General features: G+C 65.9%; 23 protein-coding genes. 18 read left to right on the top strand and 5 right to left on the bottom strand.

The features are described 5' to 3' along the window. Positions 1-26 precede the first annotated feature (26 nt). Genes glgB through treY form a run of 5 tightly spaced genes read left to right on the top strand, consistent with a single transcriptional unit; the run spans position 27 to position 10,524 of the window. Positions 27-2,201, top strand: coding sequence for a 1,4-alpha-glucan branching protein GlgB (gene glgB / locus ACIQ1T_RS02385; protein ID WP_395942886.1), 2,175 nt, complete (start codon positions 27-29; stop codon positions 2,199-2,201). After that, complete coding sequence (gene glgX, locus ACIQ1T_RS02380) at positions 2,185-4,281, top strand: glycogen debranching protein GlgX (protein ID WP_395942885.1); 2,097 nt, start codon at positions 2,185-2,187, stop codon at positions 4,279-4,281. Before glgB ends, glgX begins: the two co-directional genes overlap by 17 nt. After that, positions 4,278-5,993 carry a malto-oligosyltrehalose trehalohydrolase gene (gene treZ / locus ACIQ1T_RS02375; RefSeq protein WP_395942884.1) on the top strand — a complete coding sequence of 572 codons (1,716 nt, stop codon included), beginning with the start codon at positions 4,278-4,280 and terminating at the stop codon, positions 5,991-5,993. The genes glgX and treZ overlap by 4 nt, the downstream gene beginning before the upstream one ends. Continuing rightward, on the top strand, positions 5,990-7,951 hold the full coding sequence (malQ, locus tag ACIQ1T_RS02370) for a 4-alpha-glucanotransferase (protein ID WP_395942883.1): 1,962 nt from the start codon (positions 5,990-5,992) through the stop codon (positions 7,949-7,951). The genes treZ and malQ overlap by 4 nt, the downstream gene beginning before the upstream one ends. Then, positions 7,948-10,524: a malto-oligosyltrehalose synthase gene (gene treY, locus ACIQ1T_RS02365; RefSeq protein WP_395942882.1), complete on the top strand. Its 2,577-nt coding sequence runs from the start codon at positions 7,948-7,950 to the stop codon at positions 10,522-10,524. Before malQ ends, treY begins: the two co-directional genes overlap by 4 nt. A gap of 78 nt (positions 10,525-10,602) precedes the next feature. Here treY and ACIQ1T_RS02360 read toward each other — a convergent pair whose 3' ends face one another. Beyond that, positions 10,603-11,058, bottom strand: a complete 456-nt coding sequence (locus ACIQ1T_RS02360) for a DUF3597 domain-containing protein (RefSeq protein WP_395942881.1) — start codon at positions 11,056-11,058, stop codon at positions 10,603-10,605. 203 nt (positions 11,059-11,261) lie between these two features. Here ACIQ1T_RS02360 and ACIQ1T_RS02355 point away from each other — a divergent pair, with 203 nt between their 5' ends. From ACIQ1T_RS02355 to ACIQ1T_RS02325, 7 genes are read left to right on the top strand one after another with little or no spacing between them, the layout of a single operon-like run. Continuing rightward, positions 11,262-12,473 (top strand): glycosyltransferase family 4 protein, encoded by a 1,212-nt coding sequence (locus ACIQ1T_RS02355; RefSeq protein ID WP_395942880.1) that lies wholly within the window; start codon positions 11,262-11,264, stop codon positions 12,471-12,473. A gap of 47 nt (positions 12,474-12,520) precedes the next feature. Continuing rightward, entirely contained in the window at positions 12,521-13,429 is a 909-nt protein-coding gene (locus ACIQ1T_RS02350) for a glycosyltransferase family 2 protein (RefSeq protein WP_395942879.1), read from the top strand. Then, complete coding sequence (locus ACIQ1T_RS02345) at positions 13,426-14,460, top strand: glycosyltransferase (RefSeq protein ID WP_395942878.1); 1,035 nt, start codon at positions 13,426-13,428, stop codon at positions 14,458-14,460. Before ACIQ1T_RS02350 ends, ACIQ1T_RS02345 begins: the two co-directional genes overlap by 4 nt. Next, on the top strand, positions 14,461-15,561 hold the full coding sequence (locus tag ACIQ1T_RS02340; RefSeq protein ID WP_395942877.1) for an acyl-CoA dehydrogenase: 1,101 nt from the start codon (positions 14,461-14,463) through the stop codon (positions 15,559-15,561). It begins immediately after the preceding gene. 14 nt (positions 15,562-15,575) lie between these two features. Then, positions 15,576-16,256: a PIG-L deacetylase family protein gene (locus ACIQ1T_RS02335; RefSeq protein WP_395942876.1), complete on the top strand. Its 681-nt coding sequence runs from the start codon at positions 15,576-15,578 to the stop codon at positions 16,254-16,256. Further along, entirely contained in the window at positions 16,253-16,840 is a 588-nt protein-coding gene (locus tag ACIQ1T_RS02330; protein ID WP_395942875.1) for an SAM-dependent methyltransferase, read from the top strand. Before ACIQ1T_RS02335 ends, ACIQ1T_RS02330 begins: the two co-directional genes overlap by 4 nt. Then, a complete protein-coding gene (locus tag ACIQ1T_RS02325) occupies positions 16,837-17,688 on the top strand; it encodes a glycosyltransferase family 2 protein (RefSeq protein ID WP_395942874.1) in 852 nt (283 codons plus the stop codon). Before ACIQ1T_RS02330 ends, ACIQ1T_RS02325 begins: the two co-directional genes overlap by 4 nt. Positions 17,689-17,769: 81 nt before the next feature. Here the strand turns inward: ACIQ1T_RS02325 and ACIQ1T_RS02320 are convergent, their stop codons facing one another. After that, on the bottom strand, positions 17,770-18,009 hold the full coding sequence (locus ACIQ1T_RS02320; protein ID WP_395942873.1) for a DUF2171 domain-containing protein: 240 nt from the start codon (positions 18,007-18,009) through the stop codon (positions 17,770-17,772). A gap of 127 nt (positions 18,010-18,136) precedes the next feature. Continuing rightward, positions 18,137-19,078, bottom strand: coding sequence for an alpha/beta hydrolase (locus ACIQ1T_RS02315; protein WP_395942872.1), 942 nt, complete (start codon positions 19,076-19,078; stop codon positions 18,137-18,139). Positions 19,079-19,169: 91 nt separating this feature from the next. On the opposite strand from ACIQ1T_RS02315, the gene ACIQ1T_RS02310 reads away from it, so the two are divergent. The 3 genes from ACIQ1T_RS02310 (at position 19,170) to ACIQ1T_RS02300 (ending at position 21,187) form a co-directional block, all read left to right on the top strand. Next, positions 19,170-19,967 (top strand): SDR family NAD(P)-dependent oxidoreductase, encoded by a 798-nt coding sequence (locus ACIQ1T_RS02310; protein ID WP_395942871.1) that lies wholly within the window; start codon positions 19,170-19,172, stop codon positions 19,965-19,967. Between the two features lie 137 nt (positions 19,968-20,104). Then, entirely contained in the window at positions 20,105-20,386 is a 282-nt protein-coding gene (locus ACIQ1T_RS02305; RefSeq protein ID WP_395942870.1) for a hypothetical protein, read from the top strand. Positions 20,387-20,680: 294 nt separating this feature from the next. Continuing rightward, positions 20,681-21,187: a pyridoxamine 5'-phosphate oxidase family protein gene (locus ACIQ1T_RS02300; RefSeq protein ID WP_395942869.1), complete on the top strand. Its 507-nt coding sequence runs from the start codon at positions 20,681-20,683 to the stop codon at positions 21,185-21,187. Between the two features lie 4 nt (positions 21,188-21,191). On the opposite strand, the gene ACIQ1T_RS02295 is transcribed toward ACIQ1T_RS02300, so the two are convergent. Continuing rightward, the gene (locus ACIQ1T_RS02295; RefSeq protein ID WP_395943110.1) at positions 21,192-21,341 is read right to left on the bottom strand and encodes a hypothetical protein; all 150 of its coding nucleotides are present in this window, start codon (positions 21,339-21,341) and stop codon (positions 21,192-21,194) included. Positions 21,342-21,622: 281 nt separating this feature from the next. Between ACIQ1T_RS02295 and ACIQ1T_RS02290 the strand changes: the two genes are divergently transcribed. Then, positions 21,623-22,516: an SDR family oxidoreductase gene (locus ACIQ1T_RS02290; RefSeq protein ID WP_395942868.1), complete on the top strand. Its 894-nt coding sequence runs from the start codon at positions 21,623-21,625 to the stop codon at positions 22,514-22,516. A 37-nt stretch (positions 22,517-22,553) separates the two neighbouring features. On the opposite strand, the gene ACIQ1T_RS02285 is transcribed toward ACIQ1T_RS02290, so the two are convergent. After that, positions 22,554-24,326: a glycoside hydrolase family 15 protein gene (locus ACIQ1T_RS02285; RefSeq protein WP_395942867.1), complete on the bottom strand. Its 1,773-nt coding sequence runs from the start codon at positions 24,324-24,326 to the stop codon at positions 22,554-22,556. Positions 24,327-24,471: 145 nt separating this feature from the next. Here ACIQ1T_RS02285 and ACIQ1T_RS02280 point away from each other — a divergent pair, with 145 nt between their 5' ends. Continuing rightward, entirely contained in the window at positions 24,472-24,840 is a 369-nt protein-coding gene (locus tag ACIQ1T_RS02280; protein WP_395942866.1) for a sensory rhodopsin transducer, read from the top strand. Then, positions 24,837-25,016 (top strand): hypothetical protein, encoded by a 180-nt coding sequence (locus ACIQ1T_RS02275; protein ID WP_395942865.1) that lies wholly within the window; start codon positions 24,837-24,839, stop codon positions 25,014-25,016. The genes ACIQ1T_RS02280 and ACIQ1T_RS02275 overlap by 4 nt, the downstream gene beginning before the upstream one ends.

Raw genomic sequence — 25,016 nt, 5'->3', positions numbered from 1 at the left:
TTGCGTCTCAGGGGGAAGGGAACGCCGTGCATTCAACAGTTTCGCCGGAGTGGTTGGGCGATCCGTTTTCGGTCCTCGGGCCGCATGACGGGGTCGTCCGCACGCTGCAGCCGGGAGCGCTCGCCGTTGCGGCGGTTGATGGCGAAGGACGCGAGATTGCACGGTTCTTAGAAACCGGACCCGGGCTGTTCGAGGCGGAGCTTGACCCGCATGAGCCGACGTCCGCCTATCGTCTGAAGGTCGAATGGCCGGGTGCGGTCGAGATCTTGGCCGATCCGTATCGCTTCGGGCCGGTGCTCGGCGACTTGGATCTGCATCTCTTCAACGAAGGACGCCATCATCAGCCGGCGCAACGCCTCGGCGCCGTGCCAATGAACCACGAGGGCGAGACTGGAACCGCCTTTTCGGTCTGGGCGCCGAATGCGCGCCAGGTCTCGGTCATCGGGGACTTCAACGGCTGGAGCCGCCTGCGCCATCCTATGCGCCTGCGCCACGGCGCCGGAATATGGGAGATTTTTCTGCCCGGCGTTCAGCCCGGCGCACTGTACAAGTTCGCCGTGCTGGGCGCCGATGGCGCGCTGCGCGAGAAGGCCGATCCCTTGGCGCGGTCGACTGAACTTCCGCCTGCCACCGCTTCGGTCGTGGCGCCGGCGGACGACCACGCCTGGGGCGACGCGGACTGGATGGCCGCACGCGCGGACCGGCAGCATGCAGGCGCGCCGATCACCATCTATGAGGTGCATGCGGCGTCGTGGAAGCAGCCTTGGCGGGACTGGCCGCAGGCCCACTCCTGGGATGAACTCTCTGATCAGCTCCTGCCCTATGTGGCTGAAATGGGATTCACCCATGTCGAGCTCATGCCGATCATGGAACATCCGTTCGGCGGGTCCTGGGGCTACCAGCCGCTGTCCCAATTTGCGCCGTCGGCCCGTTTTGGCCCGCCCGACGGGTTCGCGAGGTTTGTCGACCGGGCCCACCAGGCCGGCATAGGCGTGATCCTGGACTGGGTGCCTGCGCATTTCCCGGAGGACGCCCACGGTCTGGCGCGGTTCGACGGGACGGCCCTTTATGAGCACGGCGATCCGAAAGAAGGCTGGCATCCCGACTGGAAGACGCTGATCTACAACCTCGGCCGCACGGAGGTGCGCGGCTTCCTGATCGCGTCTGCGGTCTATTGGTTGGAGACTTTCCACGTCGACGGTCTGCGCGTCGATGCGGTCGCGTCCATGCTCTACCGCGACTACAGCCGCCCCGCCGGGGCCTGGACGCCGAACCGGCACGGCGGGCGGGAGAATCTGGAATCCGTCGCCTTTCTGAAGGACTTGAACCGGGTCGTGGCGGAGCGAGCGCCCGGGGCCATCACCATCGCTGAAGAGTCGACCGCCTGGCCTGGCGTCAGCGCATCGGTGGAGGCCGGGGGGCTGGGCTTCGACTACAAGTGGAACATGGGGTGGATGAATGACACCCTGCGCTATTTCGAACGTGATCCCATCCACCGCGGGTGGCATGGCGGCGACCTGGGCTTCGGGCTCGTCTATGCCTTCAGCGAACGCTTCGTCCTGCCCCTGAGCCACGACGAAGTGGTCCACGGCAAACGGAGCCTGATCAACAAGATGCCGGGTGATCGTTGGCGTCGCTTCGCCAATCTGCGCGCCTATCTCGGGTTCATGTGGGGCCACCCCGGCAAGAAGCTGCTCTTCATGGGCGGTGAGTTCGCTCAGGAGCGGGAGTGGAGCCACGATCGACAGCTCGATTGGGAACTGTTGAAGGACCCTGCCCACGACGGGATGCGCCGCCTTGTCGGCGACCTGAACAGACTCTACCGCGAACAGGGCGCGCTCCATCACACGGACGCCGACCCGCGCGGTTTCCAGTGGGTCGCGGAAAACGCGGGCGGCGACAGCGTCTTCGCCTTTTTGCGACGTTCGTTCCACGGCGCGGCTCCGCTTCTTGTGGTCTGTAATTTGACCCCGGAGGTGCGCCGGAATTATCGGCTCGGCGCGCCGCATGCCGGCGTCTGGCGCGAAATTCTCAATACCGACGCTGCCGTCTATGGCGGCGGGAACATTGGGGCGGGCGACGCCGTTCGATCGGTTCCTACCCCTTGGAACGGCTGGCCATGCGCACTGGATCTGACGATCCCGCCGCTCGGCGTCGTCTTCCTCCGTTACGAAGGACCCGCCGTTGAACCGACTGCCTGACCGGCTTTTGCCCGGCTCGCCCTATCCGCTCGGCGCCACCTTCGATGGTTTGGGCGTCAATTTTGCAGTCTTCTCCGCTCACGCCGAACAGATCGACCTGTGCGTCTTCGATCCGTCAGGCAAGCGAGAGGTCGCGCGGCTGCCGCTTCCGGAATGGACGGACGAGGTCTGGCACGGCTATCTCCCCGACGCCCGGCCTGGACTCCTCTATGGTCTGCGGGCGCATGGCCCCTACGCCCCCGAGGAGGGCCATAGGTTCAACCCCAACAAGCTTCTGATCGATCCCTATGCGCGCAAGCTCCACGGAACTGTGCGGTGGACCGACGCCCTGCACGGCTATCGGGTCGGCTCCAGCAAGGCCGATCTTAGCTTTGATCGGCGCGACAGCGCGCCTGCCGTCCCTAAGTCCGTGGTCACTTCAGACGCCTTCGACTGGACCGGAGACGTCCGTCCCAACACACCCTGGTCGAAAACGGTCATCTACGAGGCGCACGTCAAGGGGCTCACCAAGCTGCTGGAGGAGGTCAGCCCGCCGGAGCGGGGGACGTTTGCGGCCTTGTCCCACCCCCGTGTCATTGAGCATTTGCAGAAGCTGGGCGTGACGGCCCTCGAGCTCCTGCCGATCCACGCCTTCGTACAGGATCGCTTCCTCCAGGAACGCGGTCTGTCCAACTACTGGGGCTACAATACCCTCGCCTTCTTCGCGCCGGAAGCGCGCTACATGGCCACCGGCAGCGCCGATGAACTGCGGTTGGCCATCCGCCGCCTGCACGCCGCCGGCATCGAGGTGATCCTCGATGTGGTCTACAATCATACCGCCGAGGGCTCAGAGATGGGCCAGACGATGAGCCTGCGCGGTCTGGACAACGCGACCTACTACCGACTTCAGGACGACAATCCGCGCTATTGCGTCAACGACACCGGCACCGGCAACTGCCTCAATATGTCAAAGGCGCGGGTGGTGCAGATGGTCGCCGACAGTCTGCGGTATTGGGCTGAATCCTTCCGCGTCGACGGCTTTCGCTTCGATCTCGGCGTAACCCTGGGCCGGGAAGGCAACAAGGGCTTTGATCCCGGCGCCGGCTTCTTCGACGTCCTGCGTCAGGACCCGGTGCTGCAACGGGTCAAGCTGATCTCCGAACCGTGGGACGTCGGTCCGGGCGGCTATCAGCTCGGTCAGCACCCGCCGGGATTCGCGGAATGGAACGACAAGTACCGCGACACCGTGAGGCGTTATTGGCGTCGAGACAGCGATCAACGCCCCGAGCTCGCCGCCCGCCTGTCCGGGTCAGGCGATATCTTCGACCGCCGGGCTCGCCGGTCCTGGGCAAGCGTCAACTTCCTCGCGGCCCATGACGGCCTGACCCTCAATGACGTCGTGACCTATGAGGGCAAGCACAACGAAGCCAACGGTGAAGACAATCGCGACGGCCATAGCGAGAACCTGTCGCGGAACTGGGGCGCAGAGGGTCCGACCGAAGATCCGGAGATCCTCGCCTACCGAGAGCGGCTGAAGCGATCAATGCTGCTTACCCTGTTCGGCTCGCTCGGCACGCCGATGCTGCTGGGCGGGGACGAGTTCGGCCGCACCCAGGACGGCAACAACAACGCCTATTGTCAGGATAACGCTCTGAGCTGGTTCGACTGGGGGCGGATCGACTCTGAGGCGGGGCAGGCGCTGATCGACTTCACCGCCCGCGTAGTCGGCGTGCGCAGCCGGATGCCGCCTGTCCGCGCCGGCCGCTTCCTCTACGGCGAGGCGGTCCGCGACGGGATTTCGGACATCGACTGGTTCGACGAGCGCAGCGAGCGACTGTCCGAAGAGGACTGGCGCAATGTCGAAGGACGGGCGCTCGTCATGCGGTTGGCGCGGATCGATGACGAGGGGCGGCTACAGACCGTCAGCCTGATGATCAACAGCTCCGGCGAGGATCTCGACTTCATCTTCCCCGGCCCGGCCCTGATACAAACCGTGCTCGTCGACAGCGCGGATCCGGAGATCGCCGATCTCCAACTGGACGGCGATCGCTACCGGGTGCTGAGCGGCGCGGCGGTATGGATGGCGGGACGCGAGTCGTGACGGCCCGACCCGAGCCGGCGGGGCCGCAGATCGTCGAAGGGGGCGTGCGGTTCCGCATCTGGGCGCCCCAGGCGACTGGCGTGACCTTGGAGCTGGAGACAGGCCCGGTCTTCGACATGGCCGATGCGGGCGACGGGTGGCGCGAGGTCGAGGCCCCGACAAGCCCCGGCGCCGCCTACCGGTTTCGCCTGGAGGATGGAGCCACGGTTCCCGATCCGGCCTCGCGCCGGCAGCGGGAAGATGTGCACGGCTGGAGCGTGGTGACGGATCCCGACGCCTACGTTTGGCGCACGCCCTGGGGGGGGCGTCCGTGGCGCGAAGCGGTGATCTATGAGGCGCACGTCGGCGTCTTGGGGGGCTTTGTCGGTGTCGACGCGCGGCTGGCGGACATCGCGGCCCTTGGGTTCACCGCCCTGCAACTGATGCCGGTCGCCGCCGTCAGCGGACATCGCAACTGGGGTTACGACGGTGTGCTGCCCTATGCGCCTACGGCGGCCTACGGCTCCCCCGAAGACCTGAAACGCCTGATCGACGCCGCCCATGCACTCGACCTGATGGTGTTTCTCGACGTGGTCTACAATCACTTCGGGCCGGACGGAAACCACCTCGGCCGTTACGCGGCGGACTTCTTCCATGAAAGCCGCCAGACCCCGTGGGGCGGCGCAATCGCCTTCGATCGCGCGCCCGTCGCGCGCTTCTTCATCGACAACGCCCGGTACTGGATCGAGGAGTTTCGGTTCGACGGCCTGCGTTTCGACGCGGTCCACGCCATCGGCGACAACAAGTTTCTTGATCGACTGGCGGCCGAGGTTCGGGCGGCGGTCGCCGATCGTCCTGTCCATCTGATCCTCGAGAATGAAAACAACGATCCGGACAGGCTGGCTCCGGGACGGTTCGACGCTCAGTGGAACGACGACTTCCATAATGTTCTCCATGTCCTGCTGACCGGCGAGACCGACGCCTATTACGCCGCATTCGCCGACCACCCCACCGACCGACTGGCCCGCTGCCTGGCGGAGGGCTTCGTTTTTCAGGGCGAGGATGGGACGAGAGGCGCGTCCAGCGGCCATCTTCCCGCCAGCGCCTTCGTCAGTTTTCTGCAGAACCACGACCAGGTCGGCAACCGCGCCCTGGGCGAGCGGTTGATCAGTCTCGTTACGGCCGATCGGATGCGGGCAGCAGTGGCGTTGCATCTCCTGTGCCCGCAGATCCCGCTGGTCTTCATGGGCGAGGAGGAGGGCTCGACCACGCCCTTCCTCTTCTTCACGGATTTCCACGACGACCTGGCGGACGCGGTGCGTGAAGGTCGACGGCGCGAGTTCGCCAAATTCGCCGCCTTCTCCGATCCGGAGGCCCGCGCCCGTATCCCCGATCCCAATGCGCCGGACACCTTCCAGCGGTCCCGCCCCGAACCCGGCGCCGACTCGCAGGCATGGCGCGCCTTCTACACCCGACTTCTGAATTTGAGGCGGGTTCACGTCGCGCCGCACACTTGGGCGCGAGCCACGGGCGCGACAGTGATCGGCGAGGGCGCCGTCGTCGCCGGTTGGGACCTGGGCGGCGCGCGACTGACCTTCGCGATTAATCTCGGGGATGCTGTCGCGCCCTGTCCGCCGACCGCGGGCGAAATCCTTTTCGAGGTCGGCGCGGGTCTGGACACGGCCGGTCTCGCGCCCGCCAGCTTCGTCGCCTGGCGCGAGGATACGGCGTGACGGGCCTGCACGCCGTCGCCGCGGCGGCCGGGTTGGTGGTCGATTGGGAGGATGCTCAGGGACGACCACAAACGGTCTGTGATGACGCCCTGACAACGATCCTCGAAGCCTTGGGATACGCCTGCGCCACCGAAGCCGACCGACGCCTGAGCCTGGAGCAAATCAAAGCCGCGGTCTCGCCCCTGATCGTCGTCACCGCCGGCGACGCCTGTGTGGCGCCGCTCCCGGCCGGTCCCGCCCAACTTGTTCTTGAAGACGGGACGTCTCGGGACGTCCGCCTTTCGCATGGTCCGACGGGCGTGATCTTCGTCGCCGACGCCCCGATCGGCTATCATCGGCTGGAAGCGGCCGGTGCGGCGATCGAGATCGCCATATGTCCGCCGCAGGCTCTGAGCGTGCATGATCTCCTGGGCCGCAGGGCGTGGGGTGCGACGGCTCAAGTCTATAGTTTGCGCGATGAGACACCTCGTGGCTTTGGCGATTTCGGGGCCGTGCGCGATCTTGCCAAGGTCTTGGGCGACGCCGGCGCCGACGCCCTCGCCATAAGCCCTGTCCATTCCCTATTCCTCGCGCGGCCCGATCGCTACAGTCCCTATTCGCCGTCGTCGCGCGATCATCTGAACCCTCTCTTTGCGGACCTGGAGGCGATTGTCGCGGGCGCGAGCAACGACCTCATCGACTGGCCTTCCGCCTCGGCAGCCAAGGTGGCGGCGCTGCGACGCGCCTACAGGCGGTTTGAAGGCGATCCAGCCTTCGACGCCTTTGTAACCGAAGGCGGGGAGGACCTTCGCCGACATGCGGTCTTCGAGGCCCTGGACGAGCGGTATAAGGCGCAGACCGGCGCGAGCGATTGGCGCGCCTGGCCCAAGCCGTTCCAGCGTGCCAACGGCGACGCCGTCGCCGCCTGGACAGTGCAGAACGCCGACGCCGTGCGCTTCCACCTGTTTTGCCAATGGCGTGCGGATCGCGACCTCGCCACGGCCCAGTCCGCAGCCCTATCTGCGGGCATGGGCTTGGGGCTGATCACGGATCTGGCGGTCGGGCTCGATCCGGGCGGGAGCCACGCCTGGAGCCGGCCCGAGGACCTTCTGTCGGGTCTGACAATCGGCGCCCCGCCCGATGCGTTTCAGGCGGCGGGGCAGGGCTGGGGCATCACCAGTTTCGCGCCGGACGCCCTGCGCCGATCGGGTTTCGCACCCTTCCTGCAAACAATCCGCGCCGCCCTGCGTCACGCGGGCGGTCTGCGCATCGACCACGCGCTCGGTCTCAATCGACTGTGGGTGCTTCCAGAAGGCGCGCGACCTCTGGAGGGCGCTTACCTGCGCAATCCATTCAACGAAATGTTGTCCCTAGCCGCCTTAGAGTCCTGGCGGAGTCGCGCTGTCCTGATCGGCGAAGATCTCGGCATCGTCCCCGAGGGGCTGCGCGCCAAGCTGGAAGCGCGCGGCCTGGCGGGAATGCGCGTGCTTCCATTCGAGCGCGATTCACAGGGCCGGTTCACCGCACCCGGCGCCTGGGACGTCCGCGCCGCAGCCATGACCACCACCCATGACCTCGCGCCGATCGCCGGATGGTGGCGGGGGTGCGACATCGCGTGGCGCGAGCGGCTCGGCGCCATCGGCGACCGTGCGGTGGAACGGGCTGAGCGCAGTCTTGACCGGACTGATCTCTGGCGCGCCGCCGTGTCGGCTGGCGCCGCGACGGGGCCTGCGCCGGCGCCGGAACACCCGAAGGCGGCCGTCGATGCAGCGGTTGGAATGGCGGCCATGAGCGCCTGCGAACTCGCCCTGATCCCGATGGAGGATCTCCTCGGTCTGGACCAGGCGGTCAATTTGCCGGGCGTGGTCGACGTCCACCCCAACTGGCGTCGGAGGCTGCCCTCCGTCGCTCAGGCCTTATCGGCCGACGACGGGCTGCAAGGCCGGATCGCCGTCTTGAAAGCGGAGCGACCGCAATGACGCCCAGAGCCACCTACCGGCTGCAGTTTCATGCCGGCTTCACCTTCGCAGACGGGGCGGCCCTGGCGCCCTATCTCGCCGAGCTCGGGATCAGCCATGTCTACGCCTCGCCGATTGCGACGGCGCGGACGGGATCGATCCACGGTTATGACGTGGTGGATCCCACCGCCATTAATCCGGCGCTCGGCGGCGAGACGGGTTTTCGGACGATGGCTGCGACCCTGCGTGCCCAGGGCTTGGGTCTGATCCTCGACATCGTACCCAACCATGTGGCCGTCGGCGGCGCGGACAACGCTTGGTGGCTCGACGTTTTGGAACGCGGGCCCGGCAGTCCGTATGCAGCGTTTTTCGACATCGACTGGTCGAATGACGACCCGGCGTTGGACGGACGATTGCTGGCCCCCTTTCTGGGCGCGCCTTACGGCCAAGCTCTGGCCTCGGGCGATCTGGTGCTCGAGCAAGACGAGGACACCCACTGCCTTTCGGTGATGGCCTATGGCACCCATCGGTTTCCGATCCGCAGCGAAGACTACCCGCAGGTCCTGGCGGAAGTCGGCGCCAAGGACCTGTGGGATGTCCGCCTGAACGGTTTGCAGGTCCGGTTCGACGGACGAGATCCGCAAGGGCGCGCAAGGCTTCACGCACTTCTGGAGCGGCAGTACTACCGCCTGGCTTGGTGGCGCACGGCCGGCGACCAGATCAACTGGCGGCGCTTCTTCGACATTTCCGAACTGGCAGGGCTGCGCATCGAGGCGCCGGCGGTCTTCGACGCTGTCCACGCCCTTCCGCTGCGGCTTTACGCCGAAGGCCTGATCGACGGCTTGCGGGTCGACCATGTCGACGGTCTGGCTGACCCTGCCGCCTATACGCGCAAACTCCGCGCGGCCCTGGAGAGCGCCGCGCCGGCCCGTCCCTCCGGTCTAGATCGCGACGCCTATCTCATCGTCGAGAAAATTCTCGGGCCCCATGAGAGGCTTGATCCCGACTGGGCCACGGACGGTACGACCGGCTATGACTTCATGAACGCCGCGGCCAAGGCCTTGCATGATCCTTCGGGCGCCGACCCGCTCGGCGACCTCTGGGCCGAAATCAGCGGGCGTTCGGCCTGTTTCGAGGACGAGGAGGGTCCCGCGCGCGCGGAAATCCTCTCCCGTAGTTTCGCCGCGCAAGCACAGGCCGCCGCCGCCGCTTTCGAGAGACTGGCTCGCTCTGACCTGCGCACACGCGATTTGACTGCACGGTCCTTCAGTCGGGCGATCTCGTCGGCGATCCAAGTCTTCCCGACCTATCGCACCTATGGGACCGGCGAGGATGCGCCCGCCTCGGACAGCCCGGTCCGCGAAGGCGTCCAGGCCGCCGCAAAAGCGCGGCTCGGCGCGGCCGATCATGCCGCCCTCGACTTTGTGATGTCTGCTCTGGCCGGCGAGCACGAAGCGCAGCCGAGCCTGACGCGAGACGCTGTGCGACGGTTTCAGCAACTCAGCGCTCCGGTTTCCGCCAAGGCCGTCGAGGATACGGCCTTCTATCGTTACGGGCGGCTCCTATCCCGCAACGACGTCGGGTTCGATCCGCAGCGCTTGGGGGAGGGGCCGGAAGGGCTTCACGGCTGGGTCGCCGCCTCCGGTCGGCATCCCCAGACCCTTCTCGCCACCGCAACCCATGACCACAAACGCGGCGAGGACGGGCGTATGCGCCTTGCCGTCCTGTCCGAAATCCCGGACCTGTGGCGGACCGAAGTGGTGTCCTGGATCGACGCCGTGGAGAGCCGGAGCGGGTTGACGCAGGGCGACGTCTATCAGCTTTGCCAAGCGCTCGTCGGCGCTTGGCCTGTGGACGGACTTCCGTCGAGCGAGGCGCGGACAGATTTCGCGGAGCGGATCGGGACCTGGATGATCAAGGCGTTGCGCGAGGCCAAACTGCGCTCGAGCTGGGTCGCGCCCGATCTCGCCTACGAGGATCAGGCTCGACGCCTGATTGACGAGGTTCTGGGCGACGAGACGCTCTCCGGTCGCATAGACGCTTTTGTGACTCAGATCGCCCCTGCGGCGGTCCGCAAATCTCTGGTGCAGACCGGGCTTAAACTGACTTTGCCAGGGGTTCCGGACTTTTATCAGGGGGCGGAGCTTTGGGATTATAGCCTCGTCGACCCGGACAACCGGCGACCCGTCGATTTCGATCGGCGGGCGACGCTGTTGGCGCAAGCTCCGGATCTGGAGAACTGGCGGGATGGGTCGGCCAAGTTGATGCTGATACGCGACCTGCTGATGCTTCGGCGAGATAGACCGTATCTGTTCAGCGGCAGTGTATACCGGCCAGCGATCGTTGAGGGGCGGAGCGCAGACGAGGTGGTCGCCTTTGAACGGATCGCCGAGACAGGGGGGCGGCTGGTTGTCTGGGCAGACCTGCGCGGGTCTCGCAGCGCTATTGCGCGTGGCGCGGCGGATGAAGCCGAACAATGGCGCCACTGTTTTATCGTGCTTGAGGATGGAACGCGATTGCCGGGTGCTGATCACTCAGGGGCGTCGGCCTTTGCGTGGACCTATTTGCCTGGGGCGTCGCCGACCGGCATTTGACGCAGTTTCGGGTGCGCCGCTGCAACGCCGCTCGTAGCCTCTACCCGGCCAGGAGCGGCACCGTAATCCCCATCGCGCCTATTTCAGGTCGGCGGTCGGCTGAGCGTTGTTTGATTTCAGCCGGTCCATGACCTGACGGTGCAGCCAGATGTTCATCGCCGCGCTGTCCGACTTGTCGCCCGAATAGCCGAGCTCGTCAGCAAGTTCGCGCCGTTCTTCCAGCGAACTGTCCAGTCCGACCAGCTTCATCAGATCGACGATCGAGGTCTGCCAGTTCAGGCGTTCCGACCGTTGGGCGTTCATACCATCCAGCGTCTCGATGAGTTCGGCCTCGGACAGGGTCGGCCATGGACTGGTCGACCAGTCTGACGCCGTGGGCGAAGCTTGGGCGGCCGGGGGCGCAACGGGCGCGGTGGTCGTTTGGGGAAGGGGGGAGGGCGCGGGCGCAGGAGCGGGCGCCGACCTAGAATGTCCGCCAGGACCGGCCTTGGCGCGATCCCAGACCGTGGAGAAGATTTTTCCGAGAATGCTCATCTCAATCCTATGGTTGATTTGATCCGTCTAGCGGACGGCCTTCGCCGTTAAGGGCCTCACCAGCGCCCGGTCGGCGCAGCGCCTTCCCGCCCTCGTTGACAACCCGCCCGTCGCCGACCCGTTCCGGGGCCGCAGAGCGCGCCGGCAGGGATCCGGTCGGACAGTTCGGACCAGCGACGGCTTGGTGACAGACATCACTCTCAATGCCTGAAATCGGACAGAGGAACGATGACGGGTTGTGTCGGTTAGGGATCGGCAATCTTGCGAATAGGCGTGGGACGATCCTGGATCGCAGCGCGGTGAAGGGGGGCTACTTGCGTATAGGCGTCATCGCTCACCTCAAGCATCCGATCGGGGAGCCGTTCGCCGGCGGGCTCGAGATGCACACCCACCTTTTGTGCCGGCTGTTGCGGGCTGGGGGGCACGATGTCACCTTGTTCGCCTCGACACGGTCCGATCCGGCCTTGGGCGTGGAGGCCATCTGCGAAGAGACTGCCGTTCTGGAGGTGGGGACGGCGGAGGCGACTGATGTCGCCTTCTTCCGCGAGCATCATGCCTATCTGTCGTTGATGACACGGCTGCGGCGCAGCGATTTCGACATCATTCACAACAACAGTCTTCACTATCTGCCGGTGTCGATGGCGGATACTCTGCCGATGCCGATGGTAACCACCTTGCACACGCCGCCCTTCTGCTGGCTGGAGAGCGGCGTGCGAGAGTGCGGCGCGGGCGCCCGCTTTGTCGGGGTGTCGCAGTCCATCCGCGCCGGCTGGACTCGTGTGCGAGAGATCGATGCGGTGATCCCCAATGGGATTGATCTTCAGCGCTTTCAATATCGGCCGGTGGCGGCCACGGCGCCCCATCTCATCTGGTACGGCCGCATCGTTCCCGAGAAAGGCCTGCACCACGCCATCGATGCGGCGCGCGTCGCCGGGATGCCTTTACGGATTGCTGGACCGATCTCGGATCAAGCCTATTTCGCCGAACGGATTGCGCCGCGGTTGGGCGAAGAGACCCGGTATCTCGGTCATCTCGATCATGAGCATCTTGCGATCGAGATCGGCGCGGCCTCGGCCTTCTTGTGCACGCCCTGCTGGGACGAGCCCTACGGCCTGGTCGTGGCTGAGGCCTTGGCGTGCGGTACGCCTGTCGCCGCGTTTGCACGGGGCGCCATTCCTGAAATTCTGACCCCCGACTGCGGCGTGCTGGCCGCACCCGATGACGTCGCGGATCTGGCGCGGGCTGTGCAAGCGGCGTCAGGATTGTCGCGCAAGGCGTGCCGCCAGCGGGCTGAAACGGCCTGCGACGCCCAGGTGATGGCGGACGCCTACGCACGTCTCTACACAAACCTGATCGGTCAGCGGCCGGGGCTCCCGATCGCTAACGATCGCGTTGAGGACCGGCTCAGCGCATGATCGCTAATCCAGCATATTGCGTGTGTGCGCCCGCGCGGAATGAAGCCGTGCGCCTGCCCGTGCTGATCGACGCCCTTGCGTCGCAGGATGTCTCGGGCGTGGTGCCGGTCGCAATCTTCGTCAATAACTCCGACGACGGCTCGGCAGATGTTGCGCGGCAAGCGGCGGCGAGATGGGGCGAGCGATTGAAGCTGCGTGTGGTCGAGGCGGACTTCGCACCGGCGCTGGCGCATGCCGGAAGCGCGCGTCGCGCAGCGATGAACCTGGGGCTTGAGGTCGTCGGCCATCGCGATGAGGCGTTGCTGATTTCGACCGATGCGGACGCCAGACCACCGAACCAGTGGATCTCGGCCAACCTCGCGGCCGCTGCGCAGGCTGATCTCGTGGGAGGAGCGCTCCGTTTGGATGAATCCGAGCCCATTGCAGCCGACCTCCTTGGGCTGCGGCGCCAGTGGGATCTCTATTGGTCGATGGTGCGCGAAATCGAGGATGAGATCGACCCGTGCCCGTGGGATCCTGCTCCCCGGCATGGCGACCATACCGGCGCTAGTCTGGCGATCACGGTTGCGGCCTATCGGGCGGCGGGTGGTTCGCCCGTCATTCCGAGCGGCGAAGATCGTGCGCTTGTGGCTTTCGCTCAGGCGACCGGAGCCCGTCTTGTCCATCCCGTCTCGGTGTGGACGCGGGTGTCGGCGCGCCTTGACGGGCGCGCCGCTGGGGGCATGGCGGAGGAGATGGCGCGTCTTTCGTTGCAGGCCGGAGGGCGCGCGCCGGTGCTTGCGCCGAACTTGGATCACTGGCGGGCGCGGGCGCGATGGCGCGCCGATCTTAGGCGGCGACCCGACGGAGCCGCTCTCATAGCGCAGCACGAGCCATCCCTTGCCGCCATGCCCCATGACGCTGAGCTTAGCGACCTGTGTACAGCGCGCTCGCGCAGGCCGGACGTCGCCGCATGACCGGGCTCATCGGCTATTACGTTCATCATCAGGGCGAAGGTCATTATCAGCGGGCCTCGAAAATCGCCGCCGTCGCGCCGAAACGGTTCGTCTTGCTCGGCACGGGTCTAACTGGCCGGGCTCAGGGGCTTTGCGAGGTTCCGCTCGAGGATGACCGCCGGACAGGCGATGCGGGTTTCGCCGGCGACGATGGCGTCGAAGACCGTCCTCAGGCCTTGCACTACGCCCCTTATGGCGTCGCAGGACTACGACGCCGGGTCGCGGCGATGGCGGCGTGGATCGCCGAGGCGGAGCCGGCTCTTATGGTTGTTGATGTCTCCGTCGAGGCCGCCATGCTCGCGCGGCTCTCCTCGACGCCGGTCGTCTATGTCCGGCTGTCCGGCGATCGCCGCGATCCCGCTCATCTCGACGCCTTCCGGGGTGCGAAGGCGCTGATGGCGCCCTGGCACAAGGCCTTGGAACCGACGAGCGCCCCGTCCTGGATACGGGACAAAACCCGTTATGTCGCGCCAGAAGCCCGGGCGGCGCCCGCAGCGGCGCCGCAAACGGTTCTCGTTGTCCATGGGCGCGGCGGGCGTCCCCTGGACGGCGCCGCCTTGGCGGCCAGTGCAGCGGCGACACCCGCCTACCGGTGGACTTGTGTCGGCCCTGTCGACGACCTCGATCGCGCTCCGCCTAATCTGACACACCTCGGCTGGGTGGACGACGTCGCCGCTGAGGTGGACCGACACTCTATCATCGTCGGCGGCGCCGGCGACGGACTGGTCAATACCGTGCTCGAGGCCGGTCGCGCCTTCGTCTGCGTGCCGGAGGCGCGCGCCTACGCCGAACAAGCGGACAAGGCCGCGCGTCTTGCCCATCTCCAGGCAGCGATCGTCTCGACCCATTGGCCGGAGCCGTCGGCCTGGGCCGACCTTCTGTTCGCCGCTGAAACCCTCCCTACCGCCGGGCGCCGACGGCTGCTTGGAGACGGATACGCCGGCGCGGGCCGATGGCTTCTTGACTGCGCCGAGGGGCGCTGGAGTAACTGAATGGCTTTAGTTCCGCTCTCCCAAGATCCAGACGCCGTCCACGAGCTGGACGCCGAGCTGGTACGGCTGGGCGCAAGCCATGACGCGTCGCCCCGTTTTCCGTCGAACAGCCTGGACCTGCTGGCGGCGAGCGGATTGCATCGTCGTTTCGCACCCATACAAAGCGGAGGGGAAGAGTTCGCAACGCTAGAAGATCGGATGCATGCGCTGTTCGACGACTTGAGACGAGTCGGTCGCGCCGATTTGAGCGTAGGACGCCTGTTCGAGGGGCACGTGAATGCGCTCGCCCTGTTCGATTGGTATGGTTCGCCGGACCAAAAAGCCTGGCTGGGCGCTGTACTCGATCGCGGCGGCTGGTTCGGCGTCTGGGCGACCGAGGCTCAGCCTGGGGTTCGTATCCTCGGCGATCGACTGACCGGTGCGAAGATGTTTGCTACGGGCGCCGGCGGCCTGGACTTCGCCATCGTTACGGCCCAGCCCGACGAGGGCGCGCGCCGTTTGGTTGTTGTGCCGGCCGATGATCCTGCTCGCGCCGACCTGACGGGATGGCGCGTTCGCGGCATGCGCGCGACGGTCAGCGGGCGCTACGATCTGGATGGGCTCGCCGCCGATAGCGCCCGCTGCGTCGGGGCGCCCGGGGATTATGATCGAGAGCCTCGATTCACGGCCGGCGCCTGGCGATTCCTGGCCGTCCAACTGGGCGGGATCGAAGGGCTCGTCTTGGCGCTGCGGGACGCCCTCTCCGAGACCGCGCGTGCAGATCCACTGCAGCGCGCCAAGTTCGCGCAAAGCGCGATAGCCGCGCGCACCGCTTTTCTCTGGGTCCGGGAGGCAGCAGACCGCGCTACGCGCGAAGCGCCGGACGCCGCTGACGTCGCGCGGGCGGCGCGGGGCGTGGTTGAGCGATGTGCGCTGGATGCGATGGAGCTGGCGGCGCGCGCGGTCGGCACGCGAAGCGCCTTCGACGGCGAAAGACTGGACAAGATTATCCGTGACCTCAGCCTGTATCTTCGTCAGGCGGCTCCCGACCATGCGCGTGATGTCGCCGCTGTATCCTGGCTAGATCGAGACATCTGGGGCGGGGATGACGCCCTATGGTGACAACGAAGCCCGGAATGATCGGAGCGCTGGCCCTGTCGAGCACGCCATGGGCGGCGGCGAGGTGGCTGGTGATCGCGCCGCATGCCGATGATGAAACCCTCGGCGCCGCCGCCTTGATCAGGACGACAGCACGAGAGCATCGTCTCGCCGGCGTGGCCTTTCTCACCGATGGAGCGGGATCTCATCCGCACAAAGACGCCCGGTCACGCGCGCGTCTGATCGCCCAGCGTCAGTCCGAAGCCCGCACGGCGCTGCGGCGTCTGGCGGGCGATCGCGGTGGAGCGCCTGTGTTTCTTGGCTGGCCGGATGCGGAACCGGCCGCGCCGGGTGAGCCTCGGTTCGAGGCGGCCGCGCGACGTCTGGCGTGGTTTTGTCGCCAGCGTATGGTCGACGCCATAGCGGTCACCGCTCTCAATGAGCCGCATTGCGATCATGCCGCAGCGGCGAAGCTCGCTCGGGCTGTCGTTCAAAGGGCGATCCGGCGTGTGCACCTGTTTGAGTATGTCGTCTGGGGCGCTGCGCCGCAGGCGGCGCAGCTGAGGCTCTCGACACCGATGCTGAAGGGGGGGGCACGGGCGCACGCCCTTTCCGCACATCGCAGCCAGAGAACTCCGCTGTTCGGCGCAGGGTTCAGGCTGGAGGGAGGGGGGGACAATCGCGACAGCGCCGACCAGCTTTATCGGGTGAGAGTATGATCAGAGGCCAGACCACGCTCGGCGCCGACTATTTCGAAGGCATCTTCGCCGGCGACGATGATCCCTGGGGCTTGGAGACGCGCGCCTATGAATCCAAAAAACGCGAACGTACGCTCGCCATTCTGGGCGGGGAGCGGTTTGAGGCTGGACTGGAGATTGGCTGTGCAGCGGGCGTCCTGACCGCGCAACTCGCCCCTTATTGTAAGACCTTGCTCGCGATCGACGTCAGCGAAACGGCGCTGAAGCGCGCCCGTCGCCGCCTCTCCGACTACCCCCAGGTGCGGTTCCAATGCGCGGCCTTTCCGGAGGAGCGGCCCGACCTGGACCGGCCCGACCTGATGGTGTTGTCCGAAGTCGCCTATTACTGGAGCGACGCCGATCTGATCCGAGCGGGGCGATATATCGAGGACGCCCTGCAGCCGGGGGGTGTCATCGTCCTGGTCCACTGGTTGGGCGAGACCGACTATCCGCAGACGGGAGACGGCGCGGTCGCGGCGCTCGCGCGAACCCTGGACAGACATGTCGAGGTAGAGATCGCCGAGCGTCATTCCGAGTATCGGCTTGATCTATGGCGTCGCCGATGACCAGCCTGAGTGTTCTGACTTTGGTGAGAAATCGCCAAGCGCATCTTGACCAATTGATCGAGGGATTGCGCCGCAGCCGATCAGCCCCGGCGGAGCTTGTGATCGTTGATATGGGGGATGCGCCGGTTCAGGCGTCAGCCGTTCCCTGTCCTGTGCGCATCGCGCGCATAGACGGCGCTTCGCTCCCTTTAGCCGCAGCGCGCAATCGCGCCGCCGCTCTGGCGTCCGGGGACCATCTGCTGTTCCTTGACGTCGATTGTATTCCGTCTGCGGACCTGTGCGGGCGTATGAACGCGCTCCTCGACGCCCACGACGCGGTGGTTTGTCCAGAGGTGCTCTATCTGAATCCAGAGGCTGCGCGCGGTGGCTGGACGGAAATCGACTTACGAAAGACCGGATCTTCCCATCCCGTCAGAGTCTTCCCGGCGTCCGGCGTGCGGACGGAGACGAATCCAGGCCTTTTCTGGTCACTCGCCTTCGGCGTGAGGTCTGAAACCTTTAAGCGAATTGGCGGCTTTGACGAATCTTACACGGGCTACGGCGCGGAAGACACCGACTTGGGCTTCCGGATTGCGGCCGCGGAGCTGCCTCTGATTTTCGCGGGAGAAGCGCCCGCGTTCCATCAACACCATGAAGGCTATGAGCCGCCGCTCCAGCATTTTCGACCGCTTGTCGCCAACGCCGTTCGATTCCATGCCCGCTGGGGCGTGTGGCCGATGGACGGATGGCTCTCAGCCATGGCCGATCTCGGTCTGATCGATTGGAGGCCGGACGAGATCCGCGTCCTTAGAGACCCGACGCCACAGGAGCGCTCCGCCGCCAGGAAACCGCTCACCGTGCCTTACTGACGGGAAGACTGCGTGTCCGCCTCTCTGTGCCACAGTCGAGGCGACGAGAGCTCCGCATGCGGCGGAGCCCTCGGGAATCCATCAGCTGGTCTTTTCGGTCCAGCGCGCCTTGGCTTCGTCTTTGGTCAGGGAGAGGTGAACATGTTTGTCGTCAACGCGCGCCACCCAAGCCGTCGGGATCAGGTGGTGCTTGAAGCCGCCGCCGAGATCGAGTTTCGCGAGTTCGATCTGGTCGCCAAGAACGTGATCGACACGTCCGACATGACCACCGTCCGAACCGACGACTTCGAGATGTTCCGTAATCAGAGCGGTATCCACCATGGTGATTTCCTTCGCTTGTTGGGGGAGCCCAAATAACGAAACCGACGGCGACGGGTTGCAGCCGCCCGCGCCGTCGCGTCCCGGTAAAATTTTCCCTTCGACCGCTCGGCGGTGCGAGGCGGCCCAATCAACCGGCGGTCTGCCTGTCCAACCAAACCCGCAAACGTGAGAGAAGCGTTGCTGTCTGATCTGTCCACCCGCTCATCTGCAACACGCCGTGCAGGGCCCCGGGGTAATGATCTATGGAAGTCGCCACACCCGCGTCCCGAAGGCGCAGTGCATAGGCCGTGCCCTCATCGCAAAGAGGGTCCAAGCCGCAGGTCACAACAAGCGCCGGTACCCCGCCTTCAAGACTCGGAGCCAGAAATGGCGAGGCGCGAGGGTCGTCGCGGGACGTGGCTCCTAGATAGAGGCGGATTTGGCGTTCGAGGTCATTCAAGGCGATGATTTTGCCATCATGACTTCGGCGGCTGGACCATGTCGCGTCGGCGCGGAGGTCGGTGTTTGGATAGAGCAGGACCTGACCGGATAGCTTCAGAAAGGCCGTCGTCGCCGTCTGGGCGAGCGCGGCGGCAAGCGCGCCTCCGATACTGTCCCCGGAAACAAAAACGGGTTCTGCCACCGTCACCCAGGGTCTGGCGGCGGACTGGTCCTGAAGCCAACGAAGGGCGGCGAGCCCGTCGTCCAGCTGGGCCGGAAAAGGCGCGTCCGGCGCCAGGCGATAGTCCGGCGCGACAACAACGCGCTCCGTCGCTGCAGCGAGGCCGCGCAGGGCTGCGTCGTGTCCGTCGAGGGTTCCTGCGATCCCGCCTCCACCACGCATGTGCAGCAGGACGCCCGGCCTTCGTCTCGTCGGTTCGAAGAGACGCAGGAGCAGGCCGTCCGGAAGCGCAATGTGGCGCACGTGTATGGTTTCGTCCGGCGGCTCCGATAGGCCGGCCAAGGCGGCTGTCTGGGCGCGAAAATCTGCGAGCCAGATGCGGTCCGACGAAGGCTCGGCGGCGGTCGGCTTGAGGGCGGCAAGGCGATCGAGGACCGCGCGGGCTTGGGCTGGGACGGGTGGGGCCATGAATGTCCAAGACGCCCTGAAGCGATCCGTTCCGGGGAACCCTCAGAGCGGACACGGCTTGATTGAGCACCTCCAAACGGAAAGGCCTTCCATGAACCTGGACATCTCAGATCGGATTGCGCTCGTGACAGGCGCAGACAGCGGCATCGGCAAAGAGACGGCGCGTCGACTGCTTGAGGCTGGGGTCCGGGTGGCGATCAGCGACAAGGCCGGCGGCGAGCTTGATCGTACGGTCGCCGAGCTGTCGGCGTTGGGGGAGGTGGTGGGCGTTGAAGCGGATGTGACGGATGGCGTTTCTGTAACGGCCCTGTTCTCGGCTGTGCGCGACCAAGTGGGCGACCCGGATATTCTCGTCAACTGCGCGGGGGTCACCGGAGCCACCGGCGACTTCCTCGAGGTCGACGACAAAGGCTGGCTCGAGACGCTCGACATCAATCTGATGGGCGCGGTGCGCACGGCGCGAGCGGCGATCCCCGCGATGCGCGCCAAGGGTTGGGGCCGCGTAGTCCTGATCGGCTCAGAGGACGGGGTGCAGCCCTATGTCGACGAGCTTGCCTATTGTGCGTCGAAGGCCGGGATCATCAACCTCGCCAAGGGACTTTCCAAGGCGTACGGCCCGGACAATATCCTGGTGAACACGGTTTCACCGGCCTTCATCGCCACGCCGATGACGGACAAGATGATGGCCAAGCGGGCCGAAGAGCGGGGTGTTGACGTCGAGCGGGCCATCGAGAGCTTTCTCGAAGAGGAGCGACCGGGCATGGCGTTGAAACGCCGTGGACGCGCTGAAGAAGTGGCGGACATGATTGTCTTCCTCTGTTCTGAACGCGCGAGCTTCATCAACGGCGCGAATATGCGCGTCGACAGTGGATCGGTGATGACGATTTAGCGGACGCCCAGATACAGCCATTTCAAGCAGGCAGGGGCGAGGCGCCGCACGCGAGCTTCATAAACTCGATGCCGTGTCGGGCGAGGGAACGGTTTGAAGTCCAGCAGTTTGTCTTAGAGTAACCCCAGGAGACCGCGATGACCGATCCTTCGAAGACGCCCAAGGCCGACGAGGTCCTGTTCGATCCGAAACCCCAACCCGACGAGCATCCCGAACAGCGCGCCATTCTCAATGCCGCTGCGCAGACCGGCGCCGAAGCGGGCCCTACGCCGGGCGGTCCGGCCGAGGGCGAGGACAGTCTGCAGGATCATGCGCGCCGGGAACACGAGGACGAGGACCGCCAGGAGCGGCTCCTCGACGAGGGGGTTGAGGAGACCTTTCCCGCCAGCGATCCAGTATCGGTCAAGCGGGTCGATTGACGGCTCGACACACATCGTCGGCCAGGAACCGGTGCGCGCAAGGGTGTTCGCATAGCGACCCTCAAGGAGACGACAGATGCCATGTTCGATGGCGCGATTGGCTTCGACCTCGTCAATCTCGAAGGTCGGGCAAGCGTGCCGCCTCACACAGTCGACCATGAAAACACAACCCGGCGAGGCTCGCTTCGTCGCCAAGCTCCTATGCGAGGCGTCGGGTAAGCCCTGTGCGGCACTCGCTTGGCAACGTCCGTACGTTCACGGCGTTGTTCCCCTGATTGGTTAGAGGAGATCGCCATGAAAGAACCGCAAGACGATAATCCCGCTCCGCCCCAGGAGGTGCGCGATCGGATCTGGGAACTCGCAGAGAAGATTGACATCTGCATGTTCACCACGTGGGACGGCGACGAGCAGCACAGCCGGCCGCTGTCGGCACGGGTCCGCAAGGACGAGCACAGCCTGTATTTCCTGGTCGACGAGGCGGGCGAAAAGAACGGCCAGGTCGATCAGTTTCCCAAGGTGTCCTGCGCATGGGCGGACAACGGGAACTACAAATATGTCCTGATCAGCGGCACGGCGTCGCTGAGCAACGACCGCATCAAGATTTCGGAACTCTGGACCAAGTCGGACGAAGCTTGGTGGGAAGACGCGAACGATCCGACGATCCGTCTGCTGACGGTCACGCCTGAGCGTGGCGAGTTGTGGGACAGCCCCGGCAAGGCGGTCGCCCTGGTCAAGATGGCCAAGGCGTTGCTGACCGGCGGCGCGCCCGAGATGGGCGATAACGCCAAGGTCGGTCTCTAGGGGGCTACGCCCTTCCAATCAGCGACGTATGCAGCCCCGTCTTAGCGGGGGGTTGTTTCGCGTTACCGCACGAGAATCCGGCGTAATAGGCCAGGCCGTAAAGGAGGGGCAGGCCGGCGAGGACAAAGGTCAGCAGTCGCCAGCGCTCCATCATCACGCTCTGTTCCCCCATTTCCATGGTCATCAGGAGAGGGATGCTGACGACAAGGGCGGCCCGCGAAGGCGCGGCCCAGATCTCGCCCGTAGGCGCGCTCGCGGCGAAGACGGGAATGGGCGAAAGCGCTCATCGGCACGCCAACGCTCGGTCTGGCGGTTTGGCTCCGCAGCCCGCTCCGACGCCGTGCGACGGGATCTCCTCGGGTCCGACGCAAAAGGGGGGAACGGCTCCCAACAGGTCGAGTTGTCTAGGGACACCCCCGAGCAAGAGGAGACGTCATGGCCGACCGCCTGACCCTGCAAGATCCCCGCGAACAATATCCGAAGCCGCCATTTCCCAAGCAGCCGCAACCAGTTCCTGGCCTGGCGGCGAAGATGGATCCCGAGCCGGATCACGGCGAGACCAGCTACACGGGGTCCGGCAAGCTGACGGGGCGCAAGGCTCTGATCACCGGGGCAGACTCCGGCATCGGCCGGGCCGCCGCCATCGCCTATGCCCGCGAAGGCGCCGATGTGGCCCTCTCCTATCTGCCGTCAGAGGAAAAGGACGCTGCCGAGGTCATCGCCCTAATCGAGGCCGAGGGGCGCAAGGCCGTGGCCCTGCCGGGCGATGTGACCGATGAAGCCTGGTCGCGCGAACTGGTCGAGAAGGCCGTCGCTGAACTGGGCGGTCTGGACATCCTGGTCGTCAACGCCGGACGCCAGCAGTATCGCGACACGATCGCCGAGGTCTCCAGCGAGGATTTTGACAAGACGCTGAAGACCAATCTCTACGCCCTGCACTGGATCGCCCAGGCGGCGGTTCCGCACCTGCCGGCCGGCGCCTCGGTGATCACCACGGCCTCGATCCAGGCCTATGATCCGTCCGCCATCCTGCTGGACTACGCCACCACCAAGGCGGGCATCGTGGCCTATACCAAGGCCCTGTCCAAACAGCTGATCGAGAAGGGCGTTCGCGCCAATGTCGTGGTGCCGGGTCCGTTCTGGACCGTGCTGCAGTCGTCCGGCGGACAGCCCGACGACAAGGTGACCAAGTTCGGCGAGCAGAGCGCCTTCGGGCGCCCCGGCCAGCCGGTCGAGATCGCGCCGGTCTATGTTCTTCTGGCCTCTCAGGAGGGCAGCTACATCACCGGCGAAGTCTTCGGCGTCACCGGCGGCGCGGGCGTCGCCTGAACGATGAAGGGGTCGGTCGTTCGACCGGCCCCTGATCTCATGCCTCGGCGAGCGCGGCGATACAGTGGACGATGGCCAGATGGGTCAGGCCCTGAGGCAGATTGCCGAGCCACTCGCCGGTATCGGGGTCGATCATCTCCGGATAGACGCCTTCGCGGTCCAGAGAGGTGATCAGGGCGCGGAAATCGGCCTCGGCCCGGGCGCGCTGACCCAGGTGGACGCGGGCCTCGACCATCCAGAAGCTGCAGGCCAGGAAACATCCTTCTTCATCGCGCGTGATCGTCAGTCGATAGTGATAGGGACCGGCGCCCAGGGCCTTGTCGATGGCGTCCAAGGTCGCGCGCTGACGCGCGGGCGGTCCGTAGCCGAACCGAACGCCCAGGGCGAGCGAGGCGTCGATTTCGGTAGAGCCGGGCCAGGCGACGTAGGTCTGAAGCGCGTCCGACCAGCATTCCGCCTCGACCCAGTCGGCGACACGCTGCGCCTCGCGCGCCCACCGGTCCCGACAGGTAGTCGGGATATGGCCGGCGTCCGCCAGTCGCACCGCGCGGTCCAGCGCCTGCCAGCAACTGATCTTGGACATGGTGTAGTGGCGGGTCTCGGGCAGTTCCCAGATGCCGGCGTCGGGCCTGCGCCAGCCGTCGGCGCAGTCGTCGGCGAGGCGTGAGAGAACGTCCGCCGTCCGGTCGTCCAGAATATTGCCCTTGTCGACGAACCGCCAGGCGACCTCGAACAGGTCGCCATAGACCCCGTGCTGATGCTGGGCTGCGGCGTCATTGCCGACACGGACCGGGCGCGAGCCGCGATAACCGGGCACGTCGATCTCGCGGACCGGCTCGACCACATCGCCGTCCAGGGTGAACAGAACCCGGCAACCGTGTTCGGCGACACGGCCGACCAGCCAGGTAAAGGCGGCCTTTGCCTCCGCCTGGGCGCCGATGGCGAGGAAGGCCTTGATCGTATAGCCGGCGTCTCGAACCCAGGCGTAGCGGTAGTCCCAGTTCTTGTCGCCGCCGATCCGCTCGGGGAGGGAGGTGGTCGGGGCGGCGACGATCGCGCCCGACGGCGAATACAGCAGGATCTTGAGCGCCAGGGCGCTGCGGATGAGCGTCTCTGGGTGTGGCCCGGCCCAGGCCACCCGGTCGCTCCAGGTGCGCCATTCCGCGTCCGAGACGTCGATCCGGTTGTCGATCTCCGCGATGGCCGGGCAGACGAGGGGTTCGTCGGCGCCGGCGATGATTGCGAGCACCTCGCGCTCGCCTGCGCAGACGACCACGCGACCGGCGACCCTGCGATCATCCTTCGTCTCGATCGTCACGCCGTCGCTCAGCCGGATCAGACCGAGCACGGGGCCGGCGTGAAAAACCGTGGCGTTGGCGTTGTCGGCCAGAAAGGGGCTGATCGTCCCGGCGCGGTCGCCAAACATGATCTCGACGCGAAACTCGACCCGTCCTTCGAGGCCTTCGAGCCGGCGCGCCAGCTCCTCCCACGGCAGCCGCCCGGCCGGACCGCTGTTCAGGGATTCCGTCAGGCGGGCGCGGCCTGACACGGTGGTGAAGACCGTTTCGTGGACGTTCGATCCGGGCCGGTAGGCGCATTCGACGGTGAAGGGTTCGACCGGCGTGATCGAGAACCGCCCCCCGTCCTGGGGACTGAGCAACCGGTCGAACAAGGGGGGCGAGTCCATATTGGGCACGCACCACCAGTCGAGGGAGCCGTCGGCCCCGGAGAGGGCGACCGCGCGGCCGTCGCCGAGGGCGGTATAGGCGTCGAGGGGAAGGAAACCGTCGCGTCGGGTCGTATCAGGCATTCAGGCTCTCGAATGAGCCCGGAATACGCGCTCGTCATCGTCTGTGAGCTGGGCCAACGCGCCGTGATCGATTGGGTTCTGAACGGAACGCCCGGCGGGACCTGGCATTGTTGAGGCGCTCAAGCCACGGATACGGACCCATCCCATGACCGTAGGACGACATCTCTGGGCCATCGCCGAGGGCTATATTCCCGGCGCGAGCACCGGGCCTGAACCGGCCATGCTCCTCCACGAGACCGCCTGCCTTCTCAGTCCCGGCGATATCCCGGCTCGTGTCGAGATCACCGTCTATTTCACCGACCGAGAGCCGGCAGGCCTCTATGTGGTCGAGGTCGGCGCCCGCCGGACCCGTCATGTCCGTTTCAATGATCTGACGGATTCGGAGCCGGTGCCGCGCCACACCGACTACGCCAGTTTGATCCGCTCCGACCAGCCCATCGTCGTCCAGCACCGTCGACTGGATTCCCGCCAGGCCGAGAACGCCCTGATGACCACGGTCGCCTACAGCCAATGACGGGTGCGGGAGGCGATCATGCTGAACCTCTTGAATGCGACGTCGCCGTCATCGGGGCGGGCACGGCCGGTCTGGCCGCCGAAGGTTATGGACGCGCGGTCCTGACCCATCTGGATGGCGTGGCGATCCGCCAGCAACTGAGGCTGCGGATTGCGGCCCGCTGCGCCGCGGCCTGA

The sequence above is a fragment of the Brevundimonas sp. genome (genome assembly GCF_044336875.1).
In the GTDB taxonomy this organism is placed as follows: domain Bacteria; phylum Pseudomonadota; class Alphaproteobacteria; order Caulobacterales; family Caulobacteraceae; genus Brevundimonas.
The sequence above is the reverse complement of the archived record's forward strand: the minus strand, read 5'-3'. Positions and strand labels throughout refer to the sequence as shown.